Below are 21,091 nucleotides of genomic sequence, written 5' to 3'. Positions count from 1 at the left end.
GGGCCCGCGGTCTTCGGACCGCGGGCCTTCTCCGTGCGGGGGGCCAGCCGGGGCTACGTCCCGGAGATCGTCATTTCCCGTATCCTGATCGTCGGGGCGGAGGACGACCCGAAGGAAGTCAGGTCGTCCCCGACTGCATCGACTCCCGCGAGCATGGAATCCATGTGCCCAGAGATGTTCACCTCGCTGACGGGGTAGGCGAGTTTGCCGTCCTGGATCCAGAATCCGGCCGCCCCGCGCGAGTAGTCACCGGTGGTTGGATTGAATCCGTTGCCCATGAGCGTGGTCAGATACAGACCCTCGGTGACACCGGCGATGATCGACCCCGGCTCCGAGTTGCCGGCTTCGAAGATGAGGGTCGAAGCACCGGGTGCCGGGAGCGATTCGATGCCCCGCTGGGCGCTCCCCGTCGTTGAATTGCCAGTGCGTCTGGCGGTGTAGCAATCGAACAGGAAACCGGAGAACACTCCCTGCCGGAAGATGTCATTGCGGCGGGCACCGACGCCTTCACCGTCGAAGGGACGGGACCCGAGCCCGCCCGGACGGGAGGGGTCATCGGAGATGTTCACGAGCGGTGAACCCAGGGCCTTGCCGGCCCGGCTCGCGAGGAACGTCGCGCCGCGATAGAGGGCGCTACCGGTCGCACAGCCCACGAGGTCGCCCATGAGGGCCACTGTCATCATCGGTTCGAAGACGACCGGGGACTGGCGAGTCGCAATCTTGCGTGCGCCCAACTGATCGATGGTTCTGCGGGCCGCGATACGGCCGATCTCTTCGGGATCCATGAGTCGATGGAGACTTCGTTCGGCCGAGTACCAGTAGCCATTGCGCTTCTTGCCGTCAGCATCGTCGGCAATGGCCTCGACCATGAGGGAGATGCTCGTCGCCGGATAGGAGCCTTCGAAGCCATAGGAATTGGCGAGTGCGAGCTGGCCGATACGGGTGGAGAGGCTGGCGCCATCGGAGTTGTTCACGCGCGCGTCGAAGCCGAGCGCGGCGCCTTCGCAGGCCTTCGCCATGCGTATCCTTTCGTCCGTGCTCAGGGTCTCCATGTGTTCGTCATAGAGGCTGAGCCCGGCCGCGGTGGTGGCGCGAGAGAGCAGTTCCGGCTCGGGTAGTCCCGCGAACTCGTCCGGCTCGGAGATAGAGGCAAGATCGACCGCCTCGGCGGCAAAGCGCTCCAAAGCGGCCGGTGAGAGGTCGGACGTGGAACACACGGCGGTGCGGCCGCCGTTTATCACTCGAAGGCCGAGAGACATGGAGCCGGCCTCGATGAGCTTCTCGAGTTCACCGAGGCGGACGGTCACGTTCGCCTCGGTATACATGGAGACGATGGCGTCGCACTGCTCGGCCCCGGCGCGGCGGGCGAGGGAGACGACGTTGCGGGCAATTTCGAGCGGGGTCGGCCCTTCCATGTGCATCAGCCTACTTTCGTCCCGCCGACGGTGATGCCGGAAACGAGGATGGTCGGCATGCCAACTCCGACGGGAACCGACTGGCCGTCCTTACCGCAGGTCCAGCGGCCGTCGGACAGCTGGTAGTCGTTCGCGACGGCAGTGACCTTCGAGAGGACATCGGGGCCGTTTCCGATGAGCATGACGTTCCGCAGCGGGGAGGTTACCCTGCCGTTCTCGATGAGATAAGCCTCGGTGACAGAGAAGACGAAGTCGCCGTTGGAGATGTTCACCTGGCCGCCGGAGTAGGAGACGGCGTAGATGCCATGGTTGACGGCGCGGATAATGTCCGCGGGAGTGCTTTCCCCCGGCAGCATGAATGTGTTCGTCATGCGGGGCATGATGTAGTCCTTGAAGGTCTGGCGACGACCGGAGCCGGAAGGAGCCACGCCGAAGTGGCGTGCACTCACCTCGTCGTGAAGGTAGCCACGGAGCATGCCGTTTTCGATGAGGGTGTTTCTCGTGGAGGGATTGCCTTCGTCATCGACGTTGATGGACCCACGCGAATCGAGGATCGTGCCGTCGTCGATGACGGTGACAAGCGGGCTTGCCACTGGCTGGCCGATACGTCCCGAGTAGTTGCTCGTGCCCTTGCGATTGAAGTCGGCCTCGAGTCCGTGGCCGACTGCCTCGTGAAGGAGGACACCGCTGTCGCCGGCAGCGAGGACGACGGGCAGGGTCCCGGCCGGGGCCTCCATAGCGCCTTGCTGGAGGACGGCCTGACGGGCAGCATCGCGGCCCAATTCCTCCGGCGTGACGCGGTCGAAGTATTCGATCCCCAGACGACCACCACCACCGGTGCGGGCGATCTGCCGGCTCTCGCCCTGCTGAGAGAGGGCGCTGACGTTGAAGCGGATGAGGGGCTGGATATCGCCGACCACTTTGCCATCGCTCCTCGCCACCATCACATACTTGAGTTCATCTCCGATGCTCGCATCTAGCCGGGCGATGCTTGGATCGAAGGCGCGGGCGGCCCGGTCGGCACGTTCGAGGAGAGCGACCTTGCGGGCGGCAGGCTCGCCGGTGAGCGGTTCACCGATCGAGTAGAAGGAGCCGCCGGAAAGGTGCGGGGTGGCGTCGACGGGCGCTGGCCGCTCTTCGCTGGCGCCGATGCGAGATGCTGTCCCAGCGGCCCGGCGCATGGCTTCCATGTCCAGCGACTCCGTGTAGGCGTAGCCGATGGCATCGCCTCTTACGACGCGGATGCCAACACCCTGCGCGACGTTGCGAGACGCGGACTTCACGCACTGGTCTTCCCACTGGATGGCGCTGTTCGTCCGGTGTTCGAAGAAGAGCTCGGCGAAGTCTCCACCCCTGCTGAGGGCAATGGAGAGTAGCGAGGACATCGCTGCCGAATCGATGTTGTAGCGGCTGTGGAAGAACGCGATGGAATCGGCGCCCGGGTTGGACATTGCAGCCTCCGCTGGCGGGATGTCCCGATCGTAGCGGATGCAACGCCGCCGCCGAAGGAGTACGTGAGAAAGTCCGAGGACTCTCGGGGAGCACCGGGGCGCGGGTGGCCCGTTCCGGAATGGTTGTGTACGTTCGGACTATCGGGTTTGCCCCTGCACCCGGAGATTACTTTTGGCTTCTCCCGCAGCCCCACACACGGCGCGCCGGAAGCGCGGCAACGGCCTGACCGCGCCCGGGCGACCGCTGGCTTCGCTCCGTCACCGGGACTTTCGCTTCCTCCTCGTTTCCACGATGGCCCTCCAGATTGGGTCCTGGGTGCAGACGATCGGCCAGGGATGGCTGGTAAAGGTCGACCTCGGCGGTTCGGCGACCGACCTGGCAGCGGTGGCGCTTCTGCGGGGGGCCTTCCTGGTGCTGCTTTCGCCGTTCGGGGGGTATCTCGCGGGCAGGTACGAGCGCCGGCGCCAGTTGATGGTGTACACCACCGGCAGCGCGACGATCGCGGCTGCGCTGGCGCTGCTGGTTTGGTCGGGGCGCATTGAAATCTGGATGGTGTACTTCTTCGCGGCGACGGCGGGCATCGTAGAAGCGTTGGCCGGCCCGATCAGGAGCCTCCTGGTATTCGACACGGCAGGCGCGGACGAGATGACCAACGCCGTGGCCCTGAACGCGCTGGGCGGCAACGCGATGCGGGTGATCGGGCCAGCGATCGGCGGGGCGCTGATCGGGCTGATTGGGACGGAAGGCACGTTCACGGCACAGGCGATCTGCCTGATCCTCGCGGTCGCGCTCACATCGAGGTTGCGACCGAGCATGCCCGCGGTCCTTGCTGAGAAGATCGGTGTATTCGGGAGCGTCGCATCCGGGCTTGCCTACGTCGTTCGGGACCGGCGGATGGCGCTCATCGTGACAATGGCTATCCTGCCGAGCGTCCTCGTCTACCCGTACGTCACGTTCCTGCCGGTCTTCGCAATTGATGTGTTAAAGAGCGACGAGAAGGCCTACGGGTATCTCGCCGCCGCCGTCGGGCTCGGGTCGCTGCTGGGCGGCGGCATCGTCGCCGTGACTTCGAACCGGGAGCGGATCGGCCCGGGAATGATGTGGGCTTGCTTCTTCTATTGCGGGGCGGTCGGTCTTTTCAGCCTCACGCGGGACCTCTGGTTAGCGGTTGCGGTGCTGGCTGTGGCAGGGATCTTCCACAGTATCTACTCGGCGTTCAACGCATCGCTGATGCAGATGAAGGCCGCGCCGGAATACCGCAGCAGAGTCGTGGCTCTGCAGACGATGACCTGGGGGCTGACTCCGTTCGCAGGACTCCTCATGGGGCGGATGATCGACGTCTGGGGTGCACCTCACGTAGTCGGCGGATGGATGGTTGTCGCGGCGGCAGCGACACTGGTGATCACGGTGACTTCGCGCGAGCTTCGGCGGATCTGAGTCCATGGAAGACATCCTCAACCTCCTGCAACACGGCCTTCGGCGTCTGGACCCGGAGGGGCGGCTCACCCCTCAACCGGGGACCCCGGAGGATCTTCGTGGGATCGGCGCGCTGTTCGTCGTCGACCTTGAGATGAGCGGCCCGAACGCGCAGATGCACGAAGTGCTGGACCTTGCCGGAGTGCGGGCGGCGTTGGCGCCAAGGCTCCCGGAGAAGGAGGCATGGGGCGCACGGGTGAAGCCGAAGCACATCGGGAATGCCGTGCCGGCTGCGCTGAAGGTGGTGGGGTACTCGGCGAAAGGGTGGAAGGCTGCCCTGGACCTTGAAGAGGCGCTGGACAAATTCAACGCGGCGGGCCGGGACGCAGTCGTCACGGGCTGGGGGATTGGGCAAGACATGGCATTCCTGGTCGAGACGTACCGGCGGATGCAGCAGCCCTGGCCGTTCGCGACGGTGGCACTGGACGTCCAGCCGGTCGCCCGGACTCTCCTGAAGACCGGGGGCCAGGTGGACCGGTTCAACCTGGGACACGTGGCGGACCGGCTCGGGATCGGCCGCATGGGCGAGCACGGGGCGCTGGCGGATGCGTACGCGACGTACGACGTGCTGGTGAAACTGCTCGACCGCAGCCCGGAATGACGGGCTGCTTGACAAGTCCTTCGCTCAACGCGAACCATACCGGTTAGATGTTCTCGGGGCGGGGTGAAATTCCCCACCGGCGGTGAAAGCCCGCGACTCTTTTCGCTCAGCGAAAGGACTGATCCGGTGAAATTCCGGGGCCGACGGTTAGAGTCCGGATGGGAGAGGACACTTGCGGCGTGCCCGTTGCCTTCGCGCAGCCGGGACGCCCGCTCTGCGCTAGCCTGCGCGGAGCCTCTCCCGCCGTCCCTGCGAACTTCGAATTCCGCCAGGGGCAGGGAATGTTCACAGGCATCATCGAAGAAGTCGGCACAGTGGTGGAGGCGGGCGAAGGGACACTTCGCATCCGCGCGCCCAAGGTCCTGGTCGACAGCCAGCTCGGAGATTCGATCGCTATCAACGGAGTCGACCTGACGGTCGCGGAGATGGACGGAGAGTTCTTCTTCGCGAACCTGATGCCCGAGACCTACCGGCGATCAAACCTGGGCGAGTTAAGAGTTGGAGACCTCGTGAACCTGGAGCGGAGCTGCCGGCCAACGGACCGCCTGAGCGGACACATCGTCCGCGGCGTCGTGGAAGGCACCGGAGTCCTGCACTCAATGACGAACGAAGGTGAGGCAATCATCGCTCGCTTCCTCACGCCGCCGGAGCTTCTTCGGTACATGGTGGTCAAGGGCCCGGTCTGCATCGACGGCATCAGCCTCACCATTGTGGCGAAGGACCCGGAGAGCTTTTCGGTCTCTCTCGTGCAGTACACGCAGGAGCACACGAACCTGGTGAACCGGAAGTCCGGAGACCGGATCAACCTCGAGACCGACATCATCGCGCGGTACATCGAGAACTTCGTTGTGGAGACACAGGAGGCACGGAGATGACTGAACGGGACCCCGTGATGGCAACCGTACCTGAAGCGATCGAGGAATACCGCCGGGGCCGGTTCGTCATCATCACCGACGACGAAGACCGGGAGAACGAGGGCGACCTCTGCATGGCAGCCGAGTTCGTGACTCCGGAGACGATCAACTTCATGGCGAAGTACGGCCGAGGCCTCATTTGCTGCTCGATACCGGAAGATCGTTGCGAACAGCTGAAGCTGCCGCTGATGGTTGACCAGACTTCGAACACGTCAGGCTTCGGGACACCTTTCACCGTTTCGGTCGAGGCGCGCACGGGAGTGACGACAGGCATTAGCGCAGCGGATCGAGCGCGAACGGTCCAGGTGCTCATCGACCCGGCAACGCGGCCGGAAGACCTGGCGCGGCCGGGACACATGTTCCCCCTACGCGCCCGCCGCGGGGGTGTGCTTGTGCGCGCCGGCCAGACCGAAGCCAGCCTCGACCTCGCCCGGATGGGGGGGCTGACGCACGGAGCGGTGCTCTGTGAAGTGATGAAGATGGACGGTGAGATGGCGCGAATGCCTGACCTGAAGCGTTTCGCTCGGCGGCACGGCCTCCGCATCGTGACCGTCAACGAGATGATCAAGTACCGGCTGCAGAACGAGCGCCTGGTCACGCGGGTTGCGGAAACGCGGCTGCCCACGCCGTTCGGCGACATGATGATCCTCGCGTACAAGGCCGAGAACTACCCGGACGAGCATGTGGCGCTCGTAAAGGGACCGATCGACGCCGAGACACCGACCCTGGTACGCGTCCACGACCAGTGCGTCACGGGCGATGTGTTCGCCTCGATGCGCTGCGACTGCGGCGAACAAAAAGACCGGGCGATGAAGATGATCGGCGAAGAGGGGGGCGTGTTTCTCTACATGCGCCAGGAGGGGCGCGGGATCGGGTTACACAACAAGTTACGGACCTATGAACTGCAGGATGAGGGCCTGGACACGGTGGACGCGAACTTGGCGCTCGGCTTCCCGGCCGACCGCCGCGACTACGGGATCGGCATGCAGATCCTGCGCGACATCGGCGTCCGCAAGATGAGGCTCATCACGAACAACCCGGCGAAACGTGCGGGATTGGAAGCGTACGGGCTCGAAGTTGTTGAGCGGGTCTCGATCCAGACGGAACCGAACCCGCACAACGTGCGCTACCTCGACACCAAGCGGCAGCGGATGGGGCACCTGCTCGATGGACTCGAATCGGTCAGCAGCGCAGGGAGTTCCTGATGCCGACGCTCGAAGGTGCTCTGGATGGCGCCGGGCTCCGAGTCTGCATCGTGGTCGCGCGCTGGAACGAATTCGTCACGCGCAAGCTGCTCGACGGGGCGGAATCGGCCCTGCAACACCGGGGAATCGCCAAGGACGACGTGACGGTCGCATGGGTGCCGGGCGCCTTCGAGGTCCCAACGGCGGCGAACTGGGCGGCACGGAGCGGACGGTTCGACGCGGTCATCTGCATTGGGGCAGTGATCCGCGGGGACACCGCGCACTTCGAGTACGTGGCCGGGGGCGCGACTGAAGGCATCGGAAGGATAGCCCTGGAGACCGGCGTCCCGGTGATCTTTGGTGTCCTGACCGTGGACAACGTCGAGCAGGCGATGTCCCGCGCAGGCGGCAAGGACGGACACAAAGGTGAAGAGGCAGCGCAGGCGGCAATCGAGATGGCGAACCTGCGGCGATTGCTGCGGGCTGATTAGAACGGGCAGATTTTCGTGAGCCAGGCGCTTCCCGCGGGGTTCGCGTATCCGTAGTTGAAGAGTTGCTCGACGTAGGCGCGGGTGTCGGCTCCGGCCGCGGGCCGGGTGAGGTAGAGGTTGACTGCGGCGCACCCGCCGATGAGGCCACCGCTTTCGTTGTAGCCGCGCCGGAACTCCATGGCAACGTTGACGAAGAGCGGCTCGAAGTCGGGCAGGGCACTCTGGAGGATGACCCGGTCAATGGCCGCGGTGATCGAGGCTGCGTCGTCTTGAAGTACGGCCTTGGCCAGGACGATGCGGAAGAGTGCGAAACCCTTGAGGGCCGGACGGCGGTCCTTCTGGTCTGACTTCGCTTTCCAGTCCTTGAGCGCCTCGCGGGTCAGCACAGATTCGAATGCCGCGATAGAGGCTTCCTTGTCCCGGTCGAAGATGGCATCGGCATCGAGGAATGCCTGGTAAAGGTACTCGGCCGAGTCGTGTTCGACTTTCGTCGCGGTGTAGCGGGAACCGACCAGTTGCAGGGTTGTGGTCGCGGCGCGGGACGGTCCTGCTTCGGCCGGCGCAGAAGCAGGGAGCTTACCGCCGTGGATCCTGAGGGCACTGGTGGCGCCGCTCCCAGTCCAGGAGACCGAATCGACGTTGGCGATGCCCGAATCGGCAGGGCCGGCGTCCCGCCAGGCGGTCCCATCCCAAGTTTGGATGACGACTGTCGTCTTGCAGCCGCTCGCTCCGCAGCGGTTCTCGAGGTACGTGAGGTCTCCGCGCGCGTCCCCGGTGCGGTCGACCAGCGAGAAGGCGGCGATACCCATCGGCGAAGCATCGGCGGTCAGGTCGACTGCGAACTCCTCAAGCTTCTGGGTGCCGCCGCGGCGGAGGAAGACGGCCGAGGGATGGGGCAGCAGGGTCCCGGGGAGCGTGACCGGCAACAAGTAGGCAAGGTCCTTCAGGCCGTCCCCGTCCACATCGCCTTCGGTGCAGGCGACGCCGGCTTGCTGAAAGCGCTGCGGGCAGGGGGGATCGAACCCGCTCGGTCCCAGGGCTCTTTGCAACCAGGCGCGTGCGTCGACATGGGACGCAGGCGGTGTGGCCAGCAGGTCGGGAGTCGGTGAGGGAGTTGGGACAGCGGATGATGGGGAGGCGAGGACGACCGGTTCCGGCGAGGCCCCGGCGTCGCCGGAACCGCCATTGCGGCATCCAGCGAGCAGCACCAGGAGGACAGCCGTCCACAGGACCGCAGCGAACCTCAGGGCTTCTTTACGAGGTAGTCTTCGGCCGCCCATCCCTCACCCAATTCCGTCTGGACTTTCCACCAGATTAGTTCGCCCGCAGATTCTGGCCCGCCGACGACTCGAAGATCCGTGCCGTCTTTCACACAGACTATCGCATCGTTCTCCCGGCCCGGCTTCACACGGACATTGAGACACTCCCCGGTCCCGGTGACGGTGACGATATCGCCTCCCTTGAACTTGCCGGGACCGGTGCTGGGCGCAGCGGAAGGCGATGACGACGGGGACGCGGCGGCGCTCGGGCCTGGCGTGGCGTTGGATTGCGTGGGCAAGGCAGCGCTTGTTGCCGCCGGGGTGGGGCGTTGGGGAGTCGCGGCATCGTCCTCGCCGGTCAGCTTCCCGACCGTCCAGATCACGGCGAAGGCAACGAAGATCGCGAGTCCGATGGCTGCCGGGACGTACCAGTACGCAAGCAGCGGATGGCCCCCGTAGATTTTCGGCATCTGGCGGCGGGGCATCTGTTCGCCGGGCGGTGGCTGGTAGCGTCGTGGGACCGAGGGAACACCAACTGTGGAGGGTAGGGTGCGGTGGACCATCGGCCGAATCTCGGCACTGCCGATCACGAGTGGGTCGTCGGGGTCCGAAGTACCTTCCGGTGAACGACTTGCGGGGCGGAAAGGAATGGGCTCGGAGGTCGCCGGGGGCGGCGCCGGCGCAACTTCGCCGGGATGCGGCGCGGGAGTCCCGCCGGGACGGTCGCTGTGGGGGTAGGCCATGGCGGCCGGGGTGACGCGATGGTCGGCCTGCGTCGCGCAGCCGCCGTTGGTCACCCAGCACCCGGGATGGTGCAGCACGGAACAGCCCTCGCAGCGGAGGACGGCTTCGGCCTCCTGGAAAGCGCGATTGCAGATTGGGCAGAATCGTTGTTGGGCGCTCACAAAGCCAACCCGGGGGTGAGTTCAGTATCCGCCGACCGATCGCCATCATCAACACGGAACGTCGAAAGAGGCGGGAAAGTTCCGTCACCGGCCGGCAAGGAGCGCCTCCACTTCCTGGCGAGTCGGGAGCGACGCCTGCGCACCCGCACGCGTCACCGCAACGGCGCCTGCCGCGGCGGCGAAGTGGGCGGCCGACGCCAGCGGCGCACCTTCACAGAGGGAAAGAGCGAGGCCGGCACAGAAGGCGTCTCCCGCTCCAACCGAATCCACCGCCTGGACGGCGAAAGGCGGAATGCTCCTGGGGCCTGACCCATCATCCACGACGGCGCCATCATGGCCGAGGGTGATGACGGCGCTCCTGGACATCCTGCGGAGCACTCCGACTTCGGCGTCGTGGTCGCCCGACGCGGAGGGAACGAGCGCAGCGGCCTCGATCTCGTTTGCGACGATTACGGAGGCGAGTTCCAGCGTCCCGGGAGGGTAGGGAGCCACTGGCGCAGGGTTCAGCAGGATAGGGACCCGCGCGGCCTCCGCCAGGCGCATGGCGGCGAGGGTGGCGTCCATGTTGACCTCGAACTGCACGAGTAGCATGGCGGCGGAAGAGATCACATCGCGCGCCCGTTCCATCAGCAGAGGAAGACAGGGTCAGATTCGCCTGAGGAACCGCGAAGATGGCGTTCTCGCCGGAATCGAGGACGATCGGGACGGCGACGCCGGTCCCCAGCTCCGGGTCGACGGAGACGAATCGCGTGTCGACGCCTTCAGCTTCGAGTCTCTCGCGGAGGATCTCGCCAAAGCGGTCGGCGCCGACCTGTCCGATCATTGTGACGGAGGCGCCGAGTCTCGCGGCGGCAATGGCCTGGTTGCCGCCCTTGCCACCTGGGGAAGTCCTGAAGCTATGGCTGAGCAAGGACTCGCCGATGACGGGGAGGCGGGGCGCACGGACGACGAGGTCCATCATGAGCGAACCTACGACCACAACCCGCGGCTTCACGGGGGGAGTGTACGAGGCGGATGGACTCCGTGCGCATCGCCCGTTCGCCCGGGGGTTCGTACGCTAACGAGATGACGCGCATCCTTGGCATCAACGGCAGTATGCGACCGCGCAGTTCAGCGGACCGGGCACTCCAGTTCGCGTTCAAGGTGCTCGAGTCGGCCGGGGCGCAGTGCGAGGGATTCGAGATCGGCTCACTGCCGTTGATGGACGGCAGGCCGGAGGACCAGTACCCGGCGGCGGTGGGCGCCTTCCGGGCAGCATGCAGCGCGGCCGATGCTTTCCTGATCACGGTGCCTTCGTACCACGGGGCGATCCCGGGCGGCCTGAAGAACGCACTCGACTTCATCGATCTGCCGCACGCAGGTGGCAAGCCGTTCGCGCTCATCGGCATCGCGGGCGGAGACGCGGAGCCAGGCGTGACGGACACCGCACGGGTAATGCGGCACATCGGCGGCATCGCCGCTGTGCCGGACGTCGTGATTTCCCGGGCGAGCGAGCACTGGGGACCGGGCGACCAACCTGCGAACGCGAGCGTGAAGATTGCAATCGCGAAGGTGGCTGAGGACCTCGTCGCGATGGCGGAGCTCCGAGCGGCGGGCAAGCTGCCCCAGCCGTGAGCGCGACGTTCTGTCCTGACTGTGGGAACCGGCTCGTCGAGGCGGAGAGGGCAGGCAAGACCCGCAAGACCTGTGGCGAGTGCGCGTTCGTGGAGTACCGGAACCCGGCTGTGGGGGTGGCCGTCGTGCTGCGGGACGAAGCCGGACGGGTGCTGATGGGGCGGCGCGCGACGGGAATCTACGCGGGACTCTGGTGCATCCCATGCGGGTATGTGGAGTGGGACGAGGACGTCCGCGACGCAGCCGTGCGCGAGTTCGAGGAGGAAACGGGAGTCCGAGTCGAGCTGGGCGGCGTCGTCGCGGTGCATTCGAACTTCCACAACCGCGACAAACAGACGGTCGGCATCTGGTTCGAAGGCATCACGCGTGACGGCGAGCCCCATCCCATCGACGGCGAATTCACCGAACTGGACTGGTTCGAACCGGAAACACCGCCCGAGCTCGCGTTCCCGACCGACGGGCTTGTGCTCGGGGAGCTGGCCGGCAGCCGCGATCAGAGCACGGCGCCCGCGCGGCTCAGCGGCCAGTAGCGCCAGCGCACGCGACCGGAGATGAGGCTGGCCGGCAGCGGGCCGAAATCCCGGCTGTCGGTGCTCGCCGCCGCGTTGTCCCCTTCGATGCGGATGTACCCGTGCAGATCGACCGAGGTGACTCGTTTGACGAGGTGGCGCCAGGGTTCGCGAGGATCGCGGGCGACGAGGATGTGGCCGCGGCGCGGTAGACGGCCGCGATAGGCGTGCTCATCGACGAGCACCCAGTCGCCAGCGCGCAAGGTCGGGAGCATCGACGTCCCGGAGATGGCGAAGCGGCGGAAGCGGCGGCCAACGCGAAAGGCGGCCGCGACTCCAGCAAGGATGAGCGCGGATCCGAAGAGGACGGGCGCCACCCGCCCGGAACGACTGCTCATGCCCTCATCCTGTCCGATGCGCGACGAATTGGCCACAAGCGCGTTCGCGCGACCCTGAACGCGAGCATCGCCGCGGCGAGGGCGTACGTCGCAAGCGGATGAGTCGCCGCAGCACCCTTCATGCGCACACCGGGAAACAGTAGAGGCCCCGTGACTCGGGCGAGTCACTGGGCCCTACATGCGTTTGTCCGCGAGCGTGATCAGGGGTTCGCGCGATAGAAGGCGATGTCGCGGTTCTTCGTCGCCCAGAAGATCTTGTGGATCTCCTCGATGGCGCCCATCAGGGCTTCGCCGTTGGCCGGGTCCTGTTCGGTCTTGTTCTTCGAGGCGAGCTTGGCGGCCTTCCAGAAGGTGTCGTGGAGGTTCGGGTACTTCTCGAGGTGCTCGGGCTTGAAGTAGTCGTGCCAGAGGATGTCGAGTTCCTTCTTCACGACCTCGGCCTGCTGCTCTTTGATGGTGATGAAGCGCGTGCGAGTGTTGATGGTGGCCGCGTCCTGGGCATCGCCGAGGGCGGCGATCTTTTTTTCCATGGAAAGGACGGCTTCGGCGGCGATGCGGGCAGCGGCGGGGTCGTAGACCCCGCAAGGGCCATCGCAGTGAGCGAACGCGACGGCGGACGGACGAATGAGACGACTAAGCAGATTCACCTGTGGTGCCTCCGGAGAAAAGAATGGACAGACTTAGAGCGTGCCAGATTCGGCGGCGGGGCGCCACTGTGTGCGCGGACACGCGGCGCCGCGCGGGGTAGAGTTCCAGCCCATGGCAAGCGTGTTTGAAGAAGTGATAGACGACCTGGCTGAGGAGCACCGCGCATTGGAGCGCGTGCTCGATCGATTGGCCCCATCGGTGTTCGAGAAGGCGACGCACGCGATCGGCTGGGCGGTGCGAGACCAGGTGGCCCACCTTGCCCACTTCGACGAGGCGGCCGCCCTAGCGATCACCGACGCGGAGGCGCTTCGCGAACACTTCCGGCGTCCCGAAAACGGGGAACCCGCCTACCTCGAGCGCGCAAGGACGCTCGCCCACGGAGACCTCCTCGAGTGGTGGCGAATCGCATCGAGCAACCTGCGGGCGGCACTCAAATCGCTCGACCCCGCAGCGCGCATCCCGTGGGCCGGCCCGCCGATGTCCGGCGTCTCGCACGTCACCGCGCGGCTGATGGAGACGTGGTCCCACGGGCTGGACGTGGTGGACGTTGCGGGTGTCGAACGACCGGACACCGACAGGCTCCGGCATGTCGCCTTCCTGGGGGTGCGGACGCGGCCGTACAGCTACCAGACACGGAACCTGGAGCCATCGAGGGTGCCGGTCCGCGTCTCCCTGACGGCGCCCTCCGGGGCGACCTGGGAACTCGGGGACGACACCAACGAGAACGTGGTCCGGGGCAGCGCCACCGACTTCTGCCGGGTCGTCACCCAGAGGCGGCATATCGCCGACACCTCGCTGGAAGTCATCGGCGACGCCGCGCGGGAGTGGATGGGCATTGCCCAGGCCTTCGCCGGGCCGCCCGGCGCGGGACGGCAGCCAGGCGAGTTCCCGCGAGAGGCGAAGCGATGACCGAACTGGTGCACTACGAACTCCGGGATGGCGTCGGGACGATCACCATGGACTCGCCGCACAACCGGAACGCTCTCTCGCAGCAGCTGACCCGGGAGCTGGCGGCGCACATGGACGCGGCCATCGCCGACGCCGGTGTCCGGGTGATCGTCCTGACGGCAACCGGCACGGTCTTCTGCTCCGGCGCAGACTTGAAGGAACAACGTGAGGCGAACCAGGGAGGCGCCAGCACGGGAGCGACATCGCTTGCGCCGATCCTCGAAGCGATGTGGGAAGCGCCGAAACCGGTTGTCGGGCGGATCAATGGCGCAGCACGAGCGGGCGGGATGGGTCTCGTCGGGGCGTGCGACATCGCGGTCGGTGTGGATACGGCGACGTTTGCGGTGAACGAAGTCCGGATTGGTGTGATCCCGGCGGTGATTTCGGTCATCCTCGTGCGCAAACTGTCGCTGCCCGTCGCGATGGAGCTCTTCCTCACGGGGGAGGCTTTCGATGGAGAAAGAGCGGCGGCCATCGGATTGCTCAACCGTGCGACTGCCGCTTCGGAGCTTGATACCGTCGTCGAGCAGTACCTGGACGCGCTTCGGAAAGGCGCGCCGGGGGCCCTCGGGGGTGCAAAGCGACTCATTCGGGATGTGCCAGCGATGGAGCTACACGCCGGCTTCGAAGAAATGGCTGCCCGCTCCGCGGGGTACTTCGCCTCCGCAGAGGCGCTCGAGGGAATGACGGCCTTCGCCGAGAAGCGGCCGCCGACATGGGCTGCCCAGCGGTTCCCAGTTGGCGGCCCAGATGCCGCGCCTGCTACGATCGATTAGCTATCCCAAATTTGTCCCGTGAGGTTCCAATGTCAGAGACCGCCACCCTCAAGGTGGGTGACGAAGCCCCCGATTTCGAACTCCCTTCGAGCCCAACGGGCGAGAAGTTCAAGTTAAGCGACTACGAAGGCAAGAACGCCGTGGTGATCAACTTCGTCCCGGCGGCGTTTTCCCCGGCCTGCAGCAACCAGATGCCGCTGATCGAGAAGAAGAGGGAGGAGTTCGCGAGCCAGGACGCCCTGCCCGTGGTGATCTCGAGCGACGGTGTGTGGGCACAGGCCGCGTGGAAGAAAGAACTCGGGTTGGAGTTCCCGATACTGAGTGATTTCGCTCCCCTGGGGGACACGGCGCGCAAATATGGCGTCGTCATCGAGCCGCGAGGCATCGCGAACCGGGTCGTCATCGTCGTCGACAAGCACGGGAAGATCGCCTGGATCCAGCCGGTGGAGAAGATCACCGACATGCCGGACTACGACCCGGTGCTCGCCTGTTCGAAGGACTGAGACCTCGTCTGCGAACAACGCAGAACAGAGAAGGCCCGCCGGTTCGGCGGGCCTTCTCTTTCGGTGGAGGCGAAGCCCGGATTAGAAAACGATCACCGAGCGGTTGACCTCGCCGCCCTTGAGGGCGTCATAGGCTTCGTTGATCTGGCTGAGCTGATACCTGCGAGAAATGAGCTCATCGATCTTGAGGCGCTTCTGGCGGTAGAGCTCCATCAGCCACGGCATGTCGTAGGTCTGGCGAGTGGAGCCGTAGTAGCTGCCCACGATGCCCTTTTCCCCGAGGAACGACATGCCGGCGTTCGGGATGGTGAGTTGCTCGGTGAGCGGGAGCATGCCGACGATCACCGCCTGCCCACCGCGGCGTGCCATTTCGAAACACTGTTGCGCGGTCTTCATGAGGCCGATGGCCTCGAAGGCATAGTCCACTCCGCCGCCAGTGAGGGCCTGGACCTGGGCAACGGCGTCGCCGCTTGAGGCATCGACGACATCGGTGGCGCCGAACTCCTTCGCCGCGGCGAGCTTCGATTCCAGCATGTCGACCGCGATGATGCGAGAGGCGCCGGCGAGACGGGCGCCCTGGATGATGTTGAGGCCGACGCCGCCGCAACCGACGACGGCGACGGTTTCGCCGACCTGGAGCTTGACAGTGTTGGTGACGGCCCCGACGCCCGTCATGACGCTGCAGCCAACGAGTGCGGCGACTTCCAGAGGGACAGCATCGGGGACCTTCACACATGCCCGCGAGCTGACGAGCTGGAACTCAGCGAAGGCGGACATGCCGGCGAATTGCATGATCGGCTGGCCGTTGAGCTTCACGCGGCCCATGCGGTTCAGGGACTGACCGTTGGAGCAGAGGTTGGGCCGGCCGGTGGTGCAGCGGTCACAGACGCCACAGGACTGGACGAAGGCGATGACGACGCGGTCGCCGGCCTTTACGTTGGTTACGCCGGGGCCGACCTTCTCGACGACGCCCGCGGACTCGTGGCCGAGGACGACCGGCATCGGATACATCCACTTGCCTTCCATGAAGTGAAGGTCGGAGTGGCAGACGCCGGTGGCGCTGGTCTTGACGAGGACTTCGTTGGCCTGGGGTTCATCGAGCTCGATGTCCTCGATGACGAGGGGCTGATTCGGTGCGTAGAGCACTGCGGCTTTCATGGAAATGGGGCTCCTCCTTATGAAGCATGGCGATTCTTCCGTGGGGTAGGAGGACTGTCAATCAACCCGCGGATGGGACTCGGGACGGCTAGAAGGGGAGCCGGAGCGGCCCGGCACGAACGGTGAAGCGAGCCGCCCGCGTGGGGTTGGCGTCTGCCCAGCGTTCGAAGCGGCAGACGAGAGAGAAAGCCAGGCCGACCATCACCGCGCCGGCGACCATGTCCAGGAAGTAGTGGTTCCCGGTGACAACAATCGCCCACCACATGAGCCCGGCAAACGCCGTCGCGACGGCGCGCAGCGCCCACAACTTCCAATACCACCACACCCCAGCGACAGCGAGCGCAATCCAGCCGAAGTGGTAGGAAGGCACCGCCGCATACCAGTTCGCCAGAGGGCCAGGTTTCGTGCGGACGGCTTCCGGGATGGTGTCGAAGATGCCGAGGGGGTACCCGGCGCTGCCCATGAGCCGGGGCGGCGTAACCGGGAAGACGGCGTAGATGGGGACGGCCATGAATGCGGAGAGGAGGATCGTGTTCCGGATGACCCGGTGTTTACGCGGCTCGGCAAGAAAGAAGAGCCCGCCCATCGCCACGAGAAGGGGCATGTGGAGATTCAGATAGGTGAAGTTCGCGAGGCTCGTCAGGCGTTCGTTTTCGATCACGGCCTGCTGCCAGGCCGGCTCGTGGAAGACTCCGAGGGTGCGCTCGGCGTCGATGATGTAGAACGCGTTCCGGGTAGACTGTGTGACCCGATCGTGGGGGAGGCCGCGGAGGAGGAAATAGACGAAGAAGAAAGCGACGACGAAGGCCATATCCACGGCGTACCAGAGAGCACCTCGGGCAAGTGCACGGAGCCGGGGGCGGAGTTGCTCCACCAGGCGGCGAGTGGGGGCCATCTCAACACTCCTCCAGGGAGGGTTCGTCGAAGGCGATGCTACGCCGACTGGATGTGCAGGAGCGCGGTGGTAGTACCAATTTGAAGCGCAACGCGTAGACTTCGGCGCTACTCACTTCAGGGGAATTCGATGGACATCAAGGGTGGCGTGGTCATCGTGACGGGGTCGGCGACGGGCGTGGGCGCCGCGTGCGCGAAGCTGCTCGCGAGCAAGGGCTGCAACGTCGTCATCAACTACACCAAGAGCGAGGCGGAAGCGAAAGAGACGCAGGCCGAATGCGAGAAGCTCGGCGTGCAAACGCTGCTCTGCCAGGCAGACGTTTCGAACGACGCTGACTGCCGGCGGATGGCCCAGGCGGCTATCGACAAGTGGGGACGAATCGACGGCCTCATCAACAACGCGGGCACGACGCACTTCGTGAACCACGCCAACCTGGAAGGGTTGACGGCAGACGATTTCCACCGGATCTACGGTGTGAATGTGATCGGGCCGTACCAGATGACCCGGGCGGTGGCCGCGCAGATGAAGAAGCAGGGCCAGGGGGCCGTCACCAACGTGTCGTCGGTGGCGGGAGTGATGGGCGTCGGCAGTTCGATCGCCTACACCGCCTCGAAGGGCGCGCTCAATACGATGACTCTCTCACTCGCTCGAGCGCTTGGGCCAGAAGTCCGGGTGAACACCATCTGCCCGGGGTTCATCCAGGGGCGCTGGCTGCGCGGCGGCATGGGTGACGACGCCTATGAGGCAGCGAAGGCGGCGCAGGAGCGCAACACCCCCCTGCGCAAGGCCGGCACGCCCGAGGACATGGCCCAGGCGGCGGTCTGGTTCATCGAAGGGGCGGACCTTATCACCGGAGAAATCCTCATCGTGGACGCGGGCTCGCACCTCGGCGGCGCGCCGCTCATCGCGCGGTAGGGCCGTGTCCAGCGCATCGAGCGCTCGAGGGCGGCAACGCGCCATCCTCACCGGGCCTGTGGCCGCGGGGCTGTTGGCTGTCCTGGTGAGTGCGCTGGCGCTGACGGCGCCGGCCCGGGACGCGGCGAGTGCGGAGGCGCTCACGAATGGTGGGTTCGAGTCCTGGGGAGGAACGAATCCAACGGGTTGGAGTGCGACAGGCGGCCTGCTGGCGCAGGACACAGGAGGATTGGGTGGTGGGCTGGCGGCGAAGGTCTCGAAGACATCGCTCACGACCACGGTGAAGCATCAGGCACAGGAAGTGTCCCCGGGTGACACCTTCACTGGTTCAGTCTGGGTGAAGGGTGCAAACGCAGGCTCGGCACAGTTGCAGCTGCGGTTCCTCGACGAGTACCTCATGCCGAAACTAACGGCTTCGGGAAGCGCCGGATCTGTGGGACCCGCGTTCAGCCAATTCACGATCGGCGGAGTAGTGGCGCCGGGGAACGCCGCGTGGGTGGAGTTCGTTGTGACCCTGACCGGCACAGGCGACATGATCCTGGATTCCGCCTCCCTGGACATCACATCGGCGCCGACCGCGACTCCAACCACCGAACCACCCTCGCCGACGCCAACGCCAACCGACGAAGGACCAACGGCGACACAGCCACCGGCCACGGGTTCGGCCATCCCGACTGGCGGGGCGACTTCGACCGCGACCGCGACCGCGACCGCGAAAGACGGCGACACCCACGAAGACGCCGACCGGGACGCGCACACCGTCTCCGACGCACGAGCCCACAGCGACACGGACGCCGACGCCACCAAAAGCGGCGGGCGGAACCCCGACGGCTCCTCTTCCGACCTCAACGCCGACGATCCCGGCCGGTTCGGGATATGGCGGACTCCTCGCGAACGGCGACTTCGAGATCATCCGGGAGGGAAAGCCCGCCTACTGGGAGAAGTTCGGCGGCATGATGACAGCGACCGGAGAGGCGGCGCGCGGCTCCTACTCCGGGTGCATCGTTTCGGAAACGAACTCCACAAAGTGGCTCTACCAGGTTGTGAGCGTGGAGGGAGGCGGCTGGTATGCCGGCGGCGTGACGGCGCGCGTGACTGGCGGCAGCGCTTCGGTACGGATCAGCTGGTACGCCAGCGACGACGGTTCAGGGAGTCAGCTCTCGCAGGACGAGAGCACCGTGAGCGGGTCCTCCGGATGGAACGAAGTGGCAACTGATGCGCGCCAGGCGCCTGCTTCCGCACTGTCGGCGCGGCTGAGGCTGGTGCTGCAGACCACCGGGACAGCGACGGCCTGCTTCGACGACGCCTCGTTCGCCGCCGTCGCCGCGCCCGAGGCGGCACCCCCTCCCGGAGCAAGCTCGGCACCGACCACCCCGACGCAGACAGCCCCCGGTGGCACAAACGTGCCGGCACAGACGTCAACTGCCACCACCGGCGGTACAGCTATTGCGACGGGGCGGAGCGAGACAACCGTCACCGGGCCGAACAGCCTGCGGATTTCTGAGATCATGAGCGATCCGGAACAACCGGGACGCGATGCCGCCTATGAGTGGGTGGAGCTCGTGAACGTGGGCGCCGAGGCCGTCGAGTTGAGTGGATGGACGATTGCGGATGGGAGCACCAGGCAGTCGTTGCCGGGACTTGTCGTCCCACCACGGGGATTCGTCGTGATCGCTGGCGATGCCGCTACCTTCGCAACTGGAACAGTCGTCGTGGTGGCACCCGGGGGAGAAATTGGCAACGGCCTCGGCAACACTGGAGACCTCCTTCGCCTGACCGCACCGGACGGCACGGTGGTCGACGAGGTTTCCTGGGGTGACAGCACCAAGGTCTTCGACCCGCCGCCGATGGCGGCGGGAGCGGGACAGACGCTCGGCGTGCGGGACGCCGCGGCCGAACCAGCGAGCGAGAATTGGGCCGTCACGCTCCGGCCAACGCCCGGGGAAACCAACATCTTCGCGCCGAAGGCGGCGTCTACCGTGGCTGGTGCTCGGACAGCCGGAACGGGCGCAGGGGGCGCCGAACAGCTGGCAACCGGCATCGATATCCGGGAAGGAGCAGGCCCCGGACTCGCCTGGAGCTGGATCGTGCTCCTCGGCGCGGCAGGAGTTTCCGCTGGGATCGCCGGAACAGCGTTCGCGCCGAAGGCGCGGAAGTGGTGGGATGGATGGCGTGGCCGTTGAACGATTACAGAAGATCCTCTCGAACGCGGGCATAGCCTCGCGGCGGGTGGCCGAGGAGATGATCCTGGCGGGCAGGGTGAGCGTGAACGGCGTGCAGATCGAGACGCTCGGCGCGCGTGCAGACCCCGAGATCGATGAAGTCATGGTCGATGGCGTCCCAGTCCTGAAGGGGCGCTATCGCTATTTCGCACTGCACAAGCCTGCGGGTTTCGTCACGACGGCGAGGGATGATCTCGGGCGCGAGACGGTGCTGGACCTCGTCCCAATCGGCGAGATCCAGCTGCACCCGGTTGGGCGGCTCGACCTGGAGAGCGAGGGTCTCGTCATCCTGACCAGCGACGGACACCTTACCGACTTGCTCACTCACCCCCGGTACGAAGTGGAAAAGGAGTACCTGGTCGGACTCGATGCGATGCCCGCGAAGAGGGACATGGAACGGCTGGTGCGGGGAATCGAGGATAGCGGGGAGCGCCTCCGGGCGGTCTCGGCGCAGGAGGCTGCCGCTCCACCGAAACCGATGGATGTGGAGATCGACTTCGACGACGTTGAGGATGACGAAGAAGACGACGAGCAGGTGACGATGGTGGAGCCGCGGCCAGAACCAAACGCGTGGCTCATCCTCACGCTGAAGGAAGGGAAGAACCGGGAGATCCGGCGAATGATGGCCGCCATCGGGAGAGACGTGCTGGCCCTGAGGCGCATCCGGATCGGCCCTTTGTTGTTAGGCACGCTCAGTTCGGGAGCGTTCCGCGAGATTTCGCCGGAGGAAGTCGACGCGCTGTATGCCGCGGCGGGCGGCAAGGACCGGAATAGCAAGTAGGGCGGGATGCTCTACGATGGCGCACCG

General features: G+C 65.8%; 23 protein-coding genes and 1 riboswitch. Of the genes, 14 read left to right on the top strand and 9 right to left on the bottom strand.

All coding sequences use genetic code 11. The annotated features are described in order from the left end of the window. Nucleotides 1-53: 53 nt before the first annotated feature. Both IPG14_RS08200 and IPG14_RS08195 read right to left on the bottom strand, forming a co-directional pair. Nucleotides 54-1,415: a TldD/PmbA family protein gene (locus tag IPG14_RS08200; protein WP_343391469.1), complete on the bottom strand. Its 1,362-nt coding sequence runs from the start codon at nt 1,413-1,415 to the stop codon at nt 54-56. A gap of 5 nt (nt 1,416-1,420) precedes the next feature. Next, nucleotides 1,421-2,866: a metallopeptidase TldD-related protein gene (locus tag IPG14_RS08195; protein WP_343391468.1), complete on the bottom strand. Its 1,446-nt coding sequence runs from the start codon at nt 2,864-2,866 to the stop codon at nt 1,421-1,423. 172 nt (nt 2,867-3,038) lie between these two features. Between IPG14_RS08195 and IPG14_RS08190 the strand changes: the two genes are divergently transcribed. From IPG14_RS08190 to ribH, 5 genes are all read left to right on the top strand, one after another. After that, complete coding sequence (locus IPG14_RS08190) at nt 3,039-4,304, top strand: MFS transporter (RefSeq protein ID WP_343386806.1); 1,266 nt, start codon at nt 3,039-3,041, stop codon at nt 4,302-4,304. 4 nt (nt 4,305-4,308) lie between these two features. Next, nucleotides 4,309-4,944 carry a 3'-5' exonuclease gene (locus IPG14_RS08185; RefSeq protein ID WP_343391467.1) on the top strand — a complete coding sequence of 212 codons (636 nt, stop codon included), beginning with the start codon at nt 4,309-4,311 and terminating at the stop codon, nt 4,942-4,944. A gap of 45 nt (nt 4,945-4,989) precedes the next feature. Next, a riboswitch (FMN riboswitch) is annotated at nt 4,990-5,118 on the top strand. Nucleotides 5,119-5,123: 5 nt separating this feature from the next. After that, a complete protein-coding gene (locus IPG14_RS08180; protein ID WP_343391466.1) occupies nt 5,124-5,819 on the top strand; it encodes a riboflavin synthase in 696 nt (231 codons plus the stop codon). Then, nucleotides 5,816-7,063, top strand: a complete 1,248-nt coding sequence (locus IPG14_RS08175) for a bifunctional 3,4-dihydroxy-2-butanone-4-phosphate synthase/GTP cyclohydrolase II (protein WP_343386809.1) — start codon at nt 5,816-5,818, stop codon at nt 7,061-7,063. Before IPG14_RS08180 ends, IPG14_RS08175 begins: the two co-directional genes overlap by 4 nt. Continuing rightward, entirely contained in the window at nt 7,063-7,533 is a 471-nt protein-coding gene (ribH, locus tag IPG14_RS08170; protein WP_343386810.1) for a 6,7-dimethyl-8-ribityllumazine synthase, read from the top strand. Before IPG14_RS08175 ends, ribH begins: the two co-directional genes overlap by 1 nt. Here the strand turns inward: ribH and IPG14_RS08165 are convergent. From IPG14_RS08165 to IPG14_RS08155, 3 genes are all read right to left on the bottom strand, one after another. Next, entirely contained in the window at nt 7,530-8,813 is a 1,284-nt protein-coding gene (locus IPG14_RS08165; RefSeq protein ID WP_343391465.1) for a hypothetical protein, read from the bottom strand. The two genes, ribH and IPG14_RS08165, sit on opposite strands and share 4 nt — an antisense overlap. After that, complete coding sequence (locus IPG14_RS08160) at nt 8,777-9,697, bottom strand: RING finger protein (RefSeq protein ID WP_343391464.1); 921 nt, start codon at nt 9,695-9,697, stop codon at nt 8,777-8,779. The genes IPG14_RS08165 and IPG14_RS08160 overlap by 37 nt, the downstream gene beginning before the upstream one ends. 84 nt (nt 9,698-9,781) lie before the next feature. After that, nucleotides 9,782-10,324 (bottom strand): PfkB family carbohydrate kinase, encoded by a 543-nt coding sequence (locus IPG14_RS08155; protein ID WP_343391463.1) that lies wholly within the window; start codon nt 10,322-10,324, stop codon nt 9,782-9,784. 438 nt (nt 10,325-10,762) lie between these two features. Here IPG14_RS08155 and IPG14_RS08150 point away from each other — a divergent pair, with 438 nt between their 5' ends. Both IPG14_RS08150 and IPG14_RS08145 read left to right on the top strand, forming a co-directional pair. Continuing rightward, nucleotides 10,763-11,311: an NADPH-dependent FMN reductase gene (locus tag IPG14_RS08150; protein ID WP_343388959.1), complete on the top strand. Its 549-nt coding sequence runs from the start codon at nt 10,763-10,765 to the stop codon at nt 11,309-11,311. Further along, nucleotides 11,308-11,841 carry an NUDIX domain-containing protein gene (locus tag IPG14_RS08145; RefSeq protein ID WP_343391462.1) on the top strand — a complete coding sequence of 178 codons (534 nt, stop codon included), beginning with the start codon at nt 11,308-11,310 and terminating at the stop codon, nt 11,839-11,841. Before IPG14_RS08150 ends, IPG14_RS08145 begins: the two co-directional genes overlap by 4 nt. On the opposite strand, the gene sodX is transcribed toward IPG14_RS08145, so the two are convergent. Together sodX and sodN are read right to left on the bottom strand one after the other, a co-directional pair. Next, complete coding sequence (gene sodX / locus IPG14_RS08140; protein ID WP_343391461.1) at nt 11,805-12,218, bottom strand: nickel-type superoxide dismutase maturation protease; 414 nt, start codon at nt 12,216-12,218, stop codon at nt 11,805-11,807. The genes IPG14_RS08145 and sodX overlap by 37 nt on opposite strands. 200 nt (nt 12,219-12,418) lie before the next feature. Beyond that, nucleotides 12,419-12,865, bottom strand: coding sequence for a superoxide dismutase, Ni (gene sodN, locus IPG14_RS08135; RefSeq protein ID WP_343386817.1), 447 nt, complete (start codon nt 12,863-12,865; stop codon nt 12,419-12,421). 112 nt (nt 12,866-12,977) lie between these two features. Here sodN and IPG14_RS08130 point away from each other — a divergent pair, with 112 nt between their 5' ends. From IPG14_RS08130 to IPG14_RS08120, 3 genes are read left to right on the top strand one after another with little or no spacing between them, the layout of a single operon-like run. Continuing rightward, nucleotides 12,978-13,775 (top strand): TIGR03084 family metal-binding protein, encoded by a 798-nt coding sequence (locus tag IPG14_RS08130; RefSeq protein ID WP_343391460.1) that lies wholly within the window; start codon nt 12,978-12,980, stop codon nt 13,773-13,775. Then, a complete protein-coding gene (locus IPG14_RS08125) occupies nt 13,772-14,590 on the top strand; it encodes an enoyl-CoA hydratase-related protein (protein ID WP_343391459.1) in 819 nt (272 codons plus the stop codon). Before IPG14_RS08130 ends, IPG14_RS08125 begins: the two co-directional genes overlap by 4 nt. A 29-nt stretch (nt 14,591-14,619) precedes the next feature. Beyond that, complete coding sequence (locus IPG14_RS08120) at nt 14,620-15,093, top strand: redoxin domain-containing protein (protein WP_343386820.1); 474 nt, start codon at nt 14,620-14,622, stop codon at nt 15,091-15,093. A gap of 81 nt (nt 15,094-15,174) precedes the next feature. On the opposite strand, the gene IPG14_RS08115 is transcribed toward IPG14_RS08120, so the two are convergent. Both IPG14_RS08115 and IPG14_RS08110 read right to left on the bottom strand, forming a co-directional pair. Further along, nucleotides 15,175-16,251 carry a Zn-dependent alcohol dehydrogenase gene (locus tag IPG14_RS08115; protein ID WP_343386821.1) on the bottom strand — a complete coding sequence of 359 codons (1,077 nt, stop codon included), beginning with the start codon at nt 16,249-16,251 and terminating at the stop codon, nt 15,175-15,177. An 88-nt stretch (nt 16,252-16,339) separates the two neighbouring features. Then, nucleotides 16,340-17,146 (bottom strand): phosphatase PAP2 family protein, encoded by an 807-nt coding sequence (locus IPG14_RS08110; protein ID WP_343391458.1) that lies wholly within the window; start codon nt 17,144-17,146, stop codon nt 16,340-16,342. 129 nt (nt 17,147-17,275) lie between these two features. On the opposite strand from IPG14_RS08110, the gene IPG14_RS08105 reads away from it, so the two are divergent. The 4 genes from IPG14_RS08105 to IPG14_RS08090 are packed head-to-tail and all read left to right on the top strand — an operon-like array spanning nt 17,276 to nt 21,064. Then, on the top strand, nt 17,276-18,061 hold the full coding sequence (locus IPG14_RS08105; RefSeq protein WP_343391457.1) for an SDR family oxidoreductase: 786 nt from the start codon (nt 17,276-17,278) through the stop codon (nt 18,059-18,061). 4 nt (nt 18,062-18,065) lie between these two features. Further along, nucleotides 18,066-19,277: a hypothetical protein gene (locus IPG14_RS08100; protein WP_343391456.1), complete on the top strand. Its 1,212-nt coding sequence runs from the start codon at nt 18,066-18,068 to the stop codon at nt 19,275-19,277. Then, nucleotides 19,267-20,244, top strand: coding sequence for a lamin tail domain-containing protein (locus IPG14_RS08095; protein WP_343391455.1), 978 nt, complete (start codon nt 19,267-19,269; stop codon nt 20,242-20,244). The genes IPG14_RS08100 and IPG14_RS08095 overlap by 11 nt, the downstream gene beginning before the upstream one ends. Further along, nucleotides 20,234-21,064: a pseudouridine synthase gene (locus IPG14_RS08090; RefSeq protein ID WP_343391454.1), complete on the top strand. Its 831-nt coding sequence runs from the start codon at nt 20,234-20,236 to the stop codon at nt 21,062-21,064. The genes IPG14_RS08095 and IPG14_RS08090 overlap by 11 nt, the downstream gene beginning before the upstream one ends. The last annotated feature ends 27 nt before the right edge of the window (nt 21,065-21,091 follow it).

Origin of the sequence: Candidatus Amarobacter glycogenicus (genome assembly GCF_016704105.1) — a bacterium.
Taxonomy (GTDB): domain Bacteria; phylum Chloroflexota; class Dehalococcoidia; order Tepidiformales; family Tepidiformaceae; genus Amarobacter; species Amarobacter glycogenicus.
Note: the sequence above shows the minus strand (reverse complement) of the source record. Positions and strands in the feature narration are given on the sequence as shown.